The following is a 12,681-nucleotide window of genomic DNA, read 5'->3' on the forward strand; positions in this document are numbered from 1 at the left end:
GTGTTAGTGATGGCTTGAGGCTGTGCCGCCTTTACATCATTCCCTGGTACGAGGAACGAGTTCATAGGGGATCTCGCTTTTAAAAACTAACTGTTCTAAACGAACTTAATTGCGAAATTTTGAAATAAAAATAGAAGTGAATTTTGAGTATGGATTCAAACAACAAAAGTACAGATATGGAAACGCTGAACGCCAGAAACCAAAAAGCCCGAACATTTCTGTTCGGGCTTTTTAATTTGGAGCGATACATCGGGTTCGAACCGATGACCTCAACCTTGGCAAGGTTGCGCTCTACCAACTGAGCTAGTATCGCATTTGCTTTATCAAGATAAAGACTTTAATAGATGGTGCCCCGGGCCGGACTTGAACCGGCACAGCGCGAACGCCGAGGGATTTTAAATCCCTTGTGTCTACCAATTCCACCACCAGGGCACGCAATTCTTTATTGCGATGCCGATTACTGAAAAGTAAAACACCATCTTAATGCTGACGCCAATCAACATTACAAAATTTGGAGCGATACATCGGGTTCGAACCGATGACCTCAACCTTGGCAAGGTTGCGCTCTACCAACTGAGCTAGTATCGCATTTTCATTCATATTCTTTCTAGAAGAAAGAGAGAATGGAGGCGCCTCCCGGAGTCGAACCGAGGTCCACGGATTTGCAATCCGCTGCATAGCCACTCTGCCAAGGCGCCTTAGTAACTCCAATCGAATCGCTTATTGCCATCCTCTTGGGTACGGGGTGCATTCTACGGATTCAGACGATTGAGTCAATATTATTTTTGTATTTTTAATTCGTTTGAATAGATTTCATACGAAACAGGCCAAATAGCTGACTTTATGTTCAAAACACACTGTGAGCGGGTTATTCAAAGGAGATCTATATCACATTAGATATCCGCTATTGATGGCTTAACCTTAGGTTAAAGATCAAAAAAGCGAGCCTCAGCTCGCTTCTTCATCAATGATGTTTTTCGTCTAACAAATCGTCTTTAGCGGCCATCAAGTATTGCGCCATTGACCAGTAAGTAAGAACGGTTGCGACATAGAGTGCAATGTATCCTACCCAAACCATCCAGTCGTCATAGCGCCAGATAAGCACCCAAAGGGCGAACATCTGAGAAACGGTTTTGACTTTACCAACCCAAGATACCGCAACACTTGCACGTTTACCGATTTCAGCCATCCATTCACGAAGTGCTGAAATGATGATCTCACGAGCAATCATGGTCACCGCTGGAATCGTCACCCAGATTGAGTGGTAATGCTCAGTAATCAGGATAAGTGCCGTAGCAACCAACACTTTGTCAGCCACTGGGTCAATGAATGCGCCAAAACGAGACGTTTGCCCTAACTTGCGAGCCAGCATACCATCTAGCCAATCAGTAAAGCCTGCCACCCAAAACACCATCGCAGCAGCAAAAGGAGCCCATTGATAAGGTAGATAAAAAACGACAACGAATACTGGGATCAAAAATAGTCTCAGTAAGGACAAAATGTTAGGTATATTCAAACGCATATTATTGGGCTCTTATTAATTGCGCTTTAATGGTGCGGGATTTTTACTATTGTTTCAATGCTTGATAAATGTTTTCTGCCAAAGAATGACTAATGCCCGGCACTTTGGCTATTTCTTCGACAGTTGCACGCTTAAGTTCTTGTAAGCCACCCATATATTTCAGCAACGCTTGACGACGTTTAGGCCCTACCCCTTCAATTCCTTCCAAAGCACTGGTTCTACGTGTTTTGCCACGTTTAGCTCTATGCCCTGCAATCGCATGATTATGGCTTTCATCACGGATGTGCTGGATAAGGTGTAGTGCTGGCGCATCACTGGGTAAATTGAACTCTTCCCCTTCTAGGGTCACTAGAGTCTCTAAACCAGGTTTACGAGTCACGCCTTTCGCAATACCCATCATTCTTGGTCTAAACGGCCAATCCCCCCAATATTGAGAAATGATCTCATGAGCGCGGTTTAGTTGACCTTTGCCACCATCGATAAAGATAATGTCTGGGATCTTGTCGACATCGAGTTGCTTCGAATAACGCCTCTCAAGCGCCTGAGCCATCGCAGCGTAGTCATCACCACCGGTAATGCCGGTGATGTTGTAACGACGGTACTCCGGTTTAACCGGGCCTTCTTGATTAAATACCACACAAGAAGCTATCGTACTTTCACCCATGGTATGACTGATATCGAAACATTCCATTCGCTTGATAGCATCCATCGACAGCACTTCTTGAAGCTCTTTGAAGCGCTGATTAATCGTCATCTTGTGATTAATCTTGGTAGTAATAGCCGTCAATGCATTGGTGTTCGACAACTTAAGGTAACGACCTCGAGTCCCTGAAGGGTTGGTATTGAAGTGGATCTTACGACCCGCAACTTCACACAAAGCTTCTTGAATCGGTGTCACATCTTCCATCAAATCGGCATTGAGAATCAGACGAGTTGGGATGGTTCTCGCTTCATTATGCGCAAGATAGTATTGGCTTAGAAAACTCGAAAAGACCTCTTCTCGCACCGTATTGTTTGGAATTTTAGGGAAATGGCTTCTACTGCCTAAAACCTTGCCTTGGCGAATCATCAAGATATGAATACACGCTACGCCATTCTCTTGAGCAAAGCCCAACACGTCCATATCTTCCATTGAATCGTCAGATACATACTGTTGTTCTTGCACGCGTCGAATCGCTTGGATTTGATCACGGAAAGCGGCCGCTTGCTCAAAGCGAAGCTCTCGGCTTGCTGTGTCCATCTTTTCGATGAGCGTCTCAAGGACTAATTTATCCTTTCCTTGCAGGAACAGACGAACATAGTCGATAAGCTCGCTGTACTCTTCGTCAGAGATAATCGAGCTGACACATGGCGCAGCACAACGGCCAATCTGATACATCAAACATGGACGTGTTCTGTTGGCATAAACCGTATCTTCACACTGGCGGGCAGGAAAGATTTTTTGTATTAGGTGCAGCGTCTCACGCACAGCGCCGGAATCAGGATAAGGACCAAAATATTCACCCTTTTTCTTTTTAGCACCACGGTGCATCGACAAACGAGGATGCTTGTGACCGCTAATAAAAATATAAGGGTACGACTTATCATCACGCAGAAGTACGTTGTATTTAGGTAGGTACTGCTTGATGTAGTTATGCTCAAGAATAAGAGCTTCGGTTTCCGTGTGCGTTACAGTGACATCGATCTTGTCAATATTGCTGACTAGAGCGCGTGTTTTTTCACTGTCGACTTTTTTACGAAAATAACTAGAAAGGCGTTTTTTGAGGTTCTTAGCTTTACCGACGTAGATAACGACAGCCTCAGCGTTATACATTCGATAAACGCCGGGCTGCTCTGTTACTGTCTTGAGGAATGAGACTGAGTCAAACAAGTTGGTCACTATACGATCTCAGTGTTAAAGGGTCTCAGTGTCTAACATTCCATGTCTAATCGCTAAATGCGTCAGCTCTACATCGCCACTGATATCCAGCTTGCTGAACAAACGGTAGCGGTAACTGTTGACTGTTTTAGGACTTAGATTGAGTTGTTCTGAAATATCCGTCACTTTCTGACCTTTGGTAATCATCATCATGATTTGAAGTTCACGTTCAGATAAGTCTGCGAATGGATTTTCAGACGCAGGAGAGAATTGGCTCAAAGCCATCTGCTGCGCAATTTCTGGTGAAATGTATCGTTGGCCACTGTTAACCACTCGAATTGCATTTACCATTTCATCCGGACCTGCCCCTTTAGTAAGGTAACCAGCAGCTCCAGCTTGCATCACTTTAGTTGGAAACGGATTTTCCGTATGAACAGTTAAAACGATGATTTTAACATCAGGGTTGAAACGCAAGATTTTCTTGGTTGCCTCTAAGCCACCAATACCAGGCATATTCATATCCATCAAAATAACGTCAGTATTGTTAGTACGACACCATTTTGCAGCATCTTCACCGCTTTCAGCTTCCCCTGCTACGTTCATTCCACGGACGTCTTCAATAATACGTCGTATCCCTGTGCGAACCAGCTCGTGATCATCTACAAGGAAAACATTTATCAAACTTGTATCTCCACACTATTAATTGGCTCTGCAACCACTGTGTCGTTTCATCTGTTTGAAACAATTGAACAAAGGAACAGTGGATCGCAGCATTGAGTACATCTTAACTTAATTACTAAAAAAAAGCTCTGTTGAATATGTGCTGAAACACGAACTTTAGCAAGTACTTATTAACAAATAAGCTAACTAAAACAACAAGCTTTTTCTAAAAATCAACCAGTTAAAACAACACCCAATAAAATTACACAAGATAAAGATATTTTCAATACCATTGAATAACCATTCGCGACAATTTCACTTATTTGCTTATAGAGTCCCGTTATTTGCCTCTGTTAACTAGAATTTAGTTAGTATTTTTGCTGCCTGTTGTGCGCTAAGGGTCGCTAAGTGGTAGTATTCGATTCCCAATTTCAATAGGTTACTACATTGGATATTCAGCAAGGCTTTGTACTTACAAGACAAGCGAGAGATTTTTCAGGGCGCACGCAAATCGACTTGTGGTTAAGCACCCCTCAAGGCCCTACTCTGCTGACCATTCCAAATGAAAAACCTGTATTTTTTGTCGCTCAATCTGATTTAGAAGCATGTCAGACAATCGCAGCGAAAGAGTCGATTGATTGCCAATTTAAGCCTCTAGAACTAGCCACATTCGAGCAAACACCTCTCGCCGCGTGTTACACCTCGCTGTCGAGAAGTAGCTTTGGTTTAGCGCAAGCCTTTCACAGCGAAGACATCCAAACCTTTGAAAGCGATATTCGACTCGCCGATCGATTCTTAATGGAACGCTTTATCAAAGGAAGTATTGAGTTCACGGGTACCGCGGTACAAAAGAACCAGCATCGCAAAGTATCAAATGCGAAATGCCGAGCGGGCGACTACTTACCTAATCTATCTGTCGTCTCGCTTGATATTGAATGTTCAGAAAAAGGCGTGCTTTATTCGATTGGTCTAGACAGCCCAATGGATAGCCGAGTGATCATGGTCGGCGCCCCTCAAGAAGCCGGCACTAATATCCAGTGGGTTGCCAACGAAAAAGCTCTTCTTGAAGCCATGATTATGTGGTTCTCTGAATTTGACCCTGACATCATCATTGGTTGGAATGTTATCGACTTCGACTTTAGGCTGCTGCACAAACGTTCAGAATGGAACGAAGTGAAGCTAAATATCGGCAGAGACAATCAACCGAGCTTTTTCCGTAGCTCTGCACAGAATCAGCAGGGTTTTATCACTATCCCTGGGCGCGTTGTCTTGGATGGTATCGATATGCTTAAAACGGCAACCTACCACTTCCGGTCTTGGTCACTGGAGTCGGTATCGCAAGAGCTACTAGGAGAAGGTAAAGACATCCACAACGTTCATGACCGCATGGATGAGATTAACCGGATGTTTAAGTTCGATAAGCCTTCATTAGCTAAGTACAACCTTCAAGACTGTGTGTTGGTAAACCGAATCTTCGAACATACCCACCTACTCGATTTTGCGATTGAGCGTTCGCGACTGACTGGTGTCGAGCTTGATCGTGTTGGCGGTTCTGTTGCTGCTTTTACTAATTTGTACCTACCACAGATACACAGAGCGGGTTATGTCGCACCTAACTTAGAGCCTGAGAACTGGATTGCGAGCCCCGGTGGTTATGTGATGGATTCAATTCCCAACCTGTACGACTCTGTTTTGGTGCTCGACTTCAAGAGCCTATACCCATCAATCATCCGCTCGTTCCTGATTGACCCTATGGGATTAATCGAAGGGTTGAAGCTGGAACTAGGCCCAGACGAAAACCAAGCGATCGAGGGCTTTAGAGGTGGTCAATTCCACCGTTCAATGCACTTTCTGCCAGAGATGATCGAAAACCTATGGGCTGCACGTGACGTGGCAAAGAAGAACAACGAGAAAGCGTTCTCTCAGGCGATTAAGATCATCATGAACTCATTCTATGGTGTGTTAGGTTCGTCCGGTTGTCGTTTCTTCGACACCCGGTTAGCGTCTTCGATTACCATGCGTGGACATGAGATCATGAAGCAAACTAAGGTTCTGATCGAAGACAAAGGCTATCAAGTAATTTACGGCGATACCGACTCAACCTTCGTGTCTCTGAACGGCAGTTATGACCAGCAAAAAGCAGACGAGATAGGGAATGAACTGGTCGCTTACATCAACGATTGGTGGACGAATCACTTAAAAGAGACCCACAACTTAACCTCAATACTTGAACTGGAATACGAAACTCACTATCGCAAGTTTCTAATGCCGACCATTAGAGGTTCAGAAACCGGCTCAAAGAAACGTTATGCCGGCCTAATCACTCAAGGCGACAAAGAGAAGATCATCTTTAAAGGCCTTGAAAGTGCTCGAACCGATTGGACACCTCTAGCACAGCAGTTTCAACAAACCCTATATGAGATGGTGTTTCATGACCAAGACCCTACCGACTATGTCAGACAGTTTGTAGATGAGACTTCAGCGGGTAAACATGACGATTTACTGGTTTACCAGAAGCGTCTGCGTCGTAAGCTACATGAATACCAAAAGAACATTCCGCCGCAGGTTCGTGCAGCTCGTATGGCCGATGAAATCAATGCTCAGTTAGGGCGCCCTCTTCAATACCAAAACAAAGGACGTATTGAATATTTGATTACTCTGAGCGGCCCTGAGCCTAAAGAGTATTTAAAGAGTGGTATTGATTATCAGCATTACATCGACAAACAGATTAAACCCGTCGCTGAAGCTATCTTACCCTTCATCGGGTTAGATTTTGAGAGAGTCAGTGGACAGCAATTAGGTTTATTCTAAGATTATTGTCGAGGTTTCATCAAAACAAAAAAGCAGAGGAATGTTCAATTCGCTCTGCTTTTTTATATCGATAGATTAAGAAGCTCTATCCGATTCTAAACTCGGTTTTCTGATATTGCTTAACTAACCACTCACCAAAGCCATCAAGAATACCGATCACCGAACGTTTAGGGATCGGTCTACCTGAGAGTAAAATACCCAACCTTTGAATTTCGACTTCTCTATCTGGGTGATACTTCAAGAACTGTTGACCACATTCTACAGGATCATCGAACCAATACTTATCGCGATACATCACCAAAGAGTAACTCGCTCGCAGAAGCTTCTTGGCAATGATCACTTGTGCGGCCACTTGTTGTTCTGGCGTTGTAGTTCGGGCAATCTTGTTGCGATACACCGCTAACCAGTTTTCCGCATCCATATTCCAATGCTTGGCAATTTCCCAACTCGTTTCAAAATCACCATAGCAATCTGACAAGTCCTCACCATGCACACACACGGCCAAATGCTTGAGCATAAAGCCCCAGGTGAAGATGTTGTCGAAATCGACTATCTCGCTCACCAAGGTGGTTTTAATCGCCACTTGAGTCACCTGTGGGAAGCTTTTTTGGAAGCGCCATTTAATGGTATTCAACAGCGTGGTTCGCTGGTCAGGAAACGGGCGGTGTGTCACCACAACCACATCAAGATTTGAGCGACCGACGACGGCTTGCTTGCGAGCAACACTGCCATAAATATAGACACTGTGTAGATTAGAACCTAATCCACCTTTTAAGAAGGTAATCAGATCGTTAACCACAGGTTGGAATTCAGGTTGAAAAGGCTGTGTTGGGTCAATAACAGGTAGCTGCATAGGTCGTTTCGGTAAATAAAATCATGATTTAACAGTAACTCTATGATCGCCTAGGTGACTTTATGATTCAAGCTATTCCTATTTATAGCATCTCCGAGATATAATCAGCGGATAGACCCACTAAGGACAAACACAAAATGCCTAGAGCAAGTGAAATTAAAAAAGGTTTTGCTATCACAGTAGAAAGCAAAACAGTGATCGTTAAAGATATCGAAGTAACAACACCAGGCGGCCGTGGCGGCCAAAAGATTTACCGCTTCCGTGGTAACGATGTAGCAACTGGCGTTAAAACTGAAGTTCGCCACAAGGCTGACGAAATTGTTGAAACTATTGACGTAACTAAGCGTGCAGTAATGTTCTCTTACGTTGATGGCAACGAGTATATCTTCATGGACAACGAAGATTACACACAATTCATCTTCAACGGTGAGACTATCGAAGACGAACTGCTGTTCATCAACGAAGAAACTCAAGGCATGTACGCGATCCTTATCGACGGCAACGCTGCAACGCTTGAGCTACCAACATCTGTTGAGCTAGTTATCGAAGAGACTGATCCTTCAATCAAAGGTGCATCAGCGTCTGCTCGTACTAAGCCTGCTCGTCTTTCTACAGGTCTTACTATTCAAGTACCTGAATACATCGCGACTGGCGACAAAGTAGTAGTAAACACTGCTGAACGTAAATACATGAACCGCGCAAGCTAAGATACTTATTATGACCGAAGCTAACGACCTAATGTCTTATGACGACGCAATTGACACTGCATACGACATCTTCCTAGAGATGGCACCTGACAACCTAGAACCTGCAGACGTGATTCTTTTCACAGCTCAGTTTGAAGATCGTGGCGCAGCAGAGCTTGTTGAAACTGGCGATGATTGGGTTGAACATGTTGGCTTTGAAGTCGACAAAGAGATCTACGCTGAAGTGCGCATTGGTCTTGTGAATGAAGCTGATGACGTTCTAGACGACGTATTTGCTCGCATGCTAATCAGCCGTGATCCAGAGCATAAGTTCTGTCACATGCTGTGGAAGCGCGACTAGTACCGCTATTGACACTCATCTGCATGAGTAAACAAGTATTCATGTACGCGAGTTAAAAGTTAGCCGAGCCCATTGCTCGGCTATTTTTATCACGCTGTTTCTCATCATGACTACCTACTTTCATCATCAACGTTAGATTCACTGATTATGACCAAAGCAAAAACGGACACACAATCGAAAGGCTATGCCTGCATTGGCCTAGTTAACCCAAAGACGCCGGAAAACGTAGGCTCTGTAATGCGAGCGGCTGGCTGCTATGGCGCCAACTCTGTGTTTTACACGGGCACACGCTACGACCACGCGCGAAAATTCCATACCGACACCAAAGAGAAGCACCTAGCGTTGCCTCTAATTGGTGTTGAAGATCTGAAAGACATTATTCCTGTAGGCTGCGTACCTGTAGCTGTTGATCTGATTGAAGGTGCTAAGCCGCTACCTGATTACAAGCACCCACCACGCGCGTTTTACATTTTTGGCCCTGAAGACGGCACGCTAAAGAAAGAGATCACGGACTTCTGTCGTGAAACTATCTATGTTCCGACTAATGGCTGTATGAATCTAGCAGCATCAGTGAATGTTGTGCTTTACGACCGACTGGCGAAAGGCGATAACTTCTCGAATCATAAGTAAAAGATTCGAAAAGATTTGTAGATGTGCGTAAACGAGGTAAGAGATGCGAGAGCACACTTACTGTCGATTATAGCAGTATGTTTTCGCCACTCAATTACTAACATCCCTCATCTTCTATTGCTTCAGACGTAAAAAAACCTGCTCAATGAGCAGGTTTTTTAGTATTCAGTGCTTTCAGCTAATGAAGCTTACGCGTAAGAACTTACGTAATTACTGACGTGTTCTTGGCTTAGCTGGTTTAGCCGGACGACCGTTGTTCAGTTTAGGCTTACTTTTGTTAGCCTGAGGTTTGCCTTTGTTTGCAGCTGGAGCGCTACGACCTGAATCAGGTGTTGTTGTACCGCGAGTTGCAGGCTTCTTGCGTTTAGTTTGGTTACTGCGGCCTTTTGGTGCGTTAGCACGCTCTTCGTGACGCTTAACAGCACGACGAATTTTTTGGCTACGAGAACGCTCACGCTTACGAGAAGTGTTTGAAGGATCAAGATCCAACAAAGTCTCTTTCTCTGGCTTAAGCTCAACAAGTTCACGCAAGTAGTTAACTTCTTGAAGATCTAGCTCTTTCCAACCACCACGAGGCAGTTTCTTATCAAGGTAGATATCACCGTAACGTACACGTTTCAGGCGGCTTACTGTTGTTTCTTGAGATTCCCAAAGACGACGAACCTCACGGTTACGACCTTCGTTAATCGCTACGTAGAAAGTATGGTTCATACCTTCACCACCAGCGTAAACCACATCTTCAAAACGAGCCATGCCGTCTTCTAGTTGTACGCCACGAGTAACGTTTTTAACTTTTTGCTCAGTCACTTCACCGAATACACGTACTAGGTACTCACGCTCAACCTGACGGCTTGGGTGCATTAGACGGTTTGCAAGCTCACCATCAGTAGTGAAAAGCAAAAGACCCGATGTGTTTGCATCAAGACGACCAACTGAAATCCAACGAGAACCACGGATCTTAGGTAGACGATCGAAAACAGTGCGGCGGCCTTCAGGATCGTGACGAGTACAAAGCTCACCTTCAGGTTTGTAGTAAGCAAGTACACGACAAACCACTTCTTCAGAAGCCTTGCCTGAAACAGTATGGCCATCGATACGGATCACTGAGTTCTCGTCTTCAAGACGCTCACCCAGTTTCGCAACTTGACCGTTAACACTTACACGACCAGATTTGATTAAACCTTCTAGTTCACGACGAGAACCGTGACCAGCTCGCGCTAAAACCTTCTGTAATTTTTCGCTCATTTACTCTTTTCTACCTAATTGTCGTCTTCACAGACGTCGAATGAATTTTTCGCGACCAAATCGCGGTCGCGTATTATCGCAAATAACCTGCCAAAAAGCACTTGTTATTTACTGTGGCAGGTTTGCTGTATCGTTACAGACTGTTAATCAGTAAAGCGATTATTCAAACGGCGCAGGATCGCCCGCACCACGACGCAGAACTACGGCATCATCGTCACTGAAGTCAATAACCGTCGTCGGTTGCTCACCTAAGTAACCGCCATTCAAAATGACGTCAACTGCATGCTCTAGGCTGTCACGAATTTCTTCTGGATCCGACTCAGTCGTCTCGTTACCCGGAAGAATCAGAGACGTCGACATCAGTGGTTCGCCCATCGCTTCCAACAGGTCGAGTGCAATCTTGTTGTCTGGGACACGAATACCAATCGTTTTACGCTTGGCGTTCATCAAACGCTTTGGCACTTCTTTGGTTGCTTTAAAGATAAACGTGTAAGCACCTGGCGTGTGTGCTTTCAGCAGACGGAAAGCCACGTTATCAACTCGTGCATACAGTGATAATTCAGAAAGATCACGGCATAACAACGTGAAATTATGCTTGTCATCGATGCGACGAATTTTACAGATACGTTCAAGTGCTTGTTTGTTTTCAAGCTGACAGCCCAGCGCATAACCGGAATCTGTTGGATAAACCACAACACCGCCATTGCGAATAATCGCAACCGCTTGAGTAATTAAGCGTGCTTGTGGGTTATCTGGGTGTACATAAAAAAACTGGCTCATTATTGATCCTCGTTATCGAATCTCTCGACTCTATCATCAGAAGGAGCTGGTTCACCTAAAGACTATTCAGATGGTGAAACCGTTTGAAACTCCCAATCTTTCCATACTTCTTCGACCCCAGAAGGTAGCCAGAGATTACGTCCAAGTTCCATCCACGGAGATGGGTAATGGAAATCACTGCCTTGGGAGGCTAATAGTTTGTATTGTATAGCATAATCCGCGAGTGTGCGTCTTTCTTGTTGCGCTTGCTGAGGTTGAGCGACTTCCATCGCATCCCCTTTCGCTTCAACAAATGCAGCTAGCAGGCGCTTAACCCACTTGGCTGTAAGGCCATATCGCCCGGGGTGAGCAAGTACAGCTTGACCACCAGCGGCATGAATAGCCGTGACAGCATCACTCATTGAACACCAAGTTGGCGGCACATAACCTGGGTTATTACGAGTAAGAAACTTTTTAAACACCTGCTGCATAGTTTTCGCATAGCCATTGTCGACTAGCCACTTAGCAAAGTGAGCGCGAGTGATTGGTGCATCGCCAGCAATCAATTTAACTTCTTCTAACACCCCTTCACGAGTCGCTTTCTCAAGACGGTGAGCGATCATCTCAGCACGCCCAATACGGTGTTGCTTCTGTTGTTCAATGAGCGCTTTGAGTTCTGGTGACTCAGGATCAACGTTTAACCCAACAATATGGATATCTTTGTTTTGCCAAACAGTCGAAATCTCAATGCCGTTGATCAACTGAATCGGAAGGTTGTTATCAGCAATATAGCTGCGTGCTTCAGCAAGCCCATCAGTCGTATCATGATCTGTAATCGCTAGCGCTTCGATGTTAAAGCCAAGCGCTCGGTCAATTAGCTCAGGTGGAGTAAGTCGGCCATCTGAGGCTGTTGTATGACTATGTAGATCAATTCTCATATATTCTTTTTCATTGTTTTCAATTTTTATCGTTATATTTGTGTCAACACACTTGACCCGCAAGCAGAAAACTAGTTAACTAGTACACAAATACGAAGTATCACATTTGATAGGTTCACCATGTTACAAGAATTTAACCAAAACCATAAAGATAAAGTTTTAGAACTTTCTTCAGTAGAAGCAAGTTCAGAGCTTAATTGGTGGCGCACTTGGACAAGTTCTTGGTGGGCTAACGTGTACTTCTAGTTAAACAGTTTGTTTATAAAAAAGTTATCACTAAGCCCGCTTTCATAGCGGGCTTTTTAATTTGTCGAACATCTCACATTCAACTGACTAACAAATCATCGAATTGACCATA

General features: G+C 44.4%; 12 protein-coding genes, 4 tRNA genes and 1 other annotated feature. Of the genes, 5 read left to right on the forward strand and 11 right to left on the reverse strand.

What is annotated here, in order from left to right; genetic code table 11:
* Positions 1 to 237 precede the first annotated feature (237 nt).
* The 7 genes from BCU34_RS07870 to uvrY all read right to left on the reverse strand — a co-directional run bounded on the left by BCU34_RS07870 (position 238) and on the right by uvrY (position 4,061).
* A tRNA-Gly gene (locus BCU34_RS07870) sits at positions 238 to 313 on the reverse strand.
* Between the two features lie 32 nt (positions 314 to 345).
* A tRNA-Leu gene (locus BCU34_RS07875) sits at positions 346 to 432 on the reverse strand.
* An 80-nt stretch (positions 433 to 512) separates the two neighbouring features.
* Positions 513 to 588 (reverse strand) — tRNA-Gly (locus BCU34_RS07880).
* Between the two features lie 36 nt (positions 589 to 624).
* Positions 625 to 698 (reverse strand) — tRNA-Cys (locus BCU34_RS07885).
* A 266-nt stretch (positions 699 to 964) separates the two neighbouring features.
* Complete coding sequence (pgsA, locus tag BCU34_RS07890; protein ID WP_048659595.1) at positions 965 to 1,522, reverse strand: CDP-diacylglycerol--glycerol-3-phosphate 3-phosphatidyltransferase; 558 nt, start codon at positions 1,520 to 1,522, stop codon at positions 965 to 967.
* Between the two features lie 46 nt (positions 1,523 to 1,568).
* Positions 1,569 to 3,401, reverse strand: a complete 1,833-nt coding sequence (uvrC, locus tag BCU34_RS07895; protein WP_102432892.1) for an excinuclease ABC subunit UvrC — start codon at positions 3,399 to 3,401, stop codon at positions 1,569 to 1,571.
* Between the two features lie 15 nt (positions 3,402 to 3,416).
* Positions 3,417 to 4,061 (reverse strand): UvrY/SirA/GacA family response regulator transcription factor, encoded by a 645-nt coding sequence (gene uvrY / locus BCU34_RS07900; protein WP_004729778.1) that lies wholly within the window; start codon positions 4,059 to 4,061, stop codon positions 3,417 to 3,419.
* 426 nt (positions 4,062 to 4,487) lie between these two features.
* Between uvrY and BCU34_RS07905 the strand changes: the two genes are divergently transcribed.
* On the forward strand, positions 4,488 to 6,851 hold the full coding sequence (locus BCU34_RS07905; RefSeq protein ID WP_102480542.1) for a DNA polymerase II: 2,364 nt from the start codon (positions 4,488 to 4,490) through the stop codon (positions 6,849 to 6,851).
* 85 nt (positions 6,852 to 6,936) lie between these two features.
* Here BCU34_RS07905 and BCU34_RS07910 read toward each other — a convergent pair whose 3' ends face one another.
* A complete protein-coding gene (locus BCU34_RS07910) occupies positions 6,937 to 7,704 on the reverse strand; it encodes a nucleotidyltransferase (protein ID WP_102480541.1) in 768 nt (255 codons plus the stop codon).
* Between the two features lie 137 nt (positions 7,705 to 7,841).
* Between BCU34_RS07910 and yeiP the strand changes: the two genes are divergently transcribed.
* The 3 genes from yeiP to BCU34_RS07925 all read left to right on the forward strand — a co-directional run bounded on the left by yeiP (position 7,842) and on the right by BCU34_RS07925 (position 9,381).
* Positions 7,842 to 8,411 carry an elongation factor P-like protein YeiP gene (gene yeiP / locus BCU34_RS07915; protein ID WP_017055115.1) on the forward strand — a complete coding sequence of 190 codons (570 nt, stop codon included), beginning with the start codon at positions 7,842 to 7,844 and terminating at the stop codon, positions 8,409 to 8,411.
* A 10-nt stretch (positions 8,412 to 8,421) separates the two neighbouring features.
* The gene (locus tag BCU34_RS07920; protein WP_004741258.1) at positions 8,422 to 8,751 is read left to right on the forward strand and encodes an HI1450 family dsDNA-mimic protein; all 330 of its coding nucleotides are present in this window, start codon (positions 8,422 to 8,424) and stop codon (positions 8,749 to 8,751) included.
* A 147-nt stretch (positions 8,752 to 8,898) separates the two neighbouring features.
* Entirely contained in the window at positions 8,899 to 9,381 is a 483-nt protein-coding gene (locus BCU34_RS07925) for an RNA methyltransferase (protein WP_017629620.1), read from the forward strand.
* A 210-nt stretch (positions 9,382 to 9,591) separates the two neighbouring features.
* Here the strand turns inward: BCU34_RS07925 and rluB are convergent, their stop codons facing one another.
* From rluB to rnm, 3 genes are all read right to left on the reverse strand, one after another.
* Complete coding sequence (gene rluB, locus BCU34_RS07930; RefSeq protein ID WP_017055112.1) at positions 9,592 to 10,626, reverse strand: 23S rRNA pseudouridine(2605) synthase RluB; 1,035 nt, start codon at positions 10,624 to 10,626, stop codon at positions 9,592 to 9,594.
* Positions 10,627 to 10,785: 159 nt separating this feature from the next.
* Entirely contained in the window at positions 10,786 to 11,406 is a 621-nt protein-coding gene (locus BCU34_RS07935; RefSeq protein ID WP_009848751.1) for an L-threonylcarbamoyladenylate synthase, read from the reverse strand.
* A 62-nt stretch (positions 11,407 to 11,468) separates the two neighbouring features.
* Positions 11,469 to 12,323: an RNase RNM gene (gene rnm / locus BCU34_RS07940; protein ID WP_017061496.1), complete on the reverse strand. Its 855-nt coding sequence runs from the start codon at positions 12,321 to 12,323 to the stop codon at positions 11,469 to 11,471.
* A 120-nt stretch (positions 12,324 to 12,443) separates the two neighbouring features.
* Between rnm and BCU34_RS07945 the strand changes: the two genes are divergently transcribed.
* A complete protein-coding gene (locus BCU34_RS07945; RefSeq protein ID WP_009848753.1) occupies positions 12,444 to 12,569 on the forward strand; it encodes a trp operon leader peptide in 126 nt (41 codons plus the stop codon).
* Positions 12,516 to 12,630: a sequence feature (Trp leader region), on the forward strand. It overlaps the preceding gene by 54 nt.
* The last annotated feature ends 51 nt before the right edge of the window (positions 12,631 to 12,681 follow it).

The organism is Vibrio sp. 10N.286.45.E10 (assembly GCF_002874195.2).
GTDB classification, from domain to species: Bacteria; Pseudomonadota; Gammaproteobacteria; order Enterobacterales; family Vibrionaceae; genus Vibrio; species Vibrio crassostreae.

Bases quoted from the DNA above. Each gene is read 5' to 3' on its own strand.
- BCU34_RS07910 (WP_102480541.1), bottom strand. From the start codon at position 7,704: ATGCAGCTACCTGTTATTGACCCAACACAGCCTTTTCAACCTGAATTC.
- BCU34_RS07935 (WP_009848751.1), bottom strand. From the start codon at position 11,406: ATGAGCCAGTTTTTTTATGTACACCCAGATAACCCACAAGCACGCTTA.
- BCU34_RS07925 (WP_017629620.1), top strand. From the start codon at position 8,899: ATGACCAAAGCAAAAACGGACACACAATCGAAAGGCTATGCCTGCATT.
- BCU34_RS07945 (WP_009848753.1), top strand. From the start codon at position 12,444: ATGTTACAAGAATTTAACCAAAACCATAAAGATAAAGTTTTAGAACTT.
- pgsA (WP_048659595.1), bottom strand. From the start codon at position 1,522: ATGCGTTTGAATATACCTAACATTTTGTCCTTACTGAGACTATTTTTG.
- yeiP (WP_017055115.1), top strand. From the start codon at position 7,842: ATGCCTAGAGCAAGTGAAATTAAAAAAGGTTTTGCTATCACAGTAGAA.
- rnm (WP_017061496.1), bottom strand. From the start codon at position 12,323: ATGAGAATTGATCTACATAGTCATACAACAGCCTCAGATGGCCGACTT.
- rluB (WP_017055112.1), bottom strand. From the start codon at position 10,626: ATGAGCGAAAAATTACAGAAGGTTTTAGCGCGAGCTGGTCACGGTTCT.
- BCU34_RS07920 (WP_004741258.1), top strand. From the start codon at position 8,422: ATGACCGAAGCTAACGACCTAATGTCTTATGACGACGCAATTGACACT.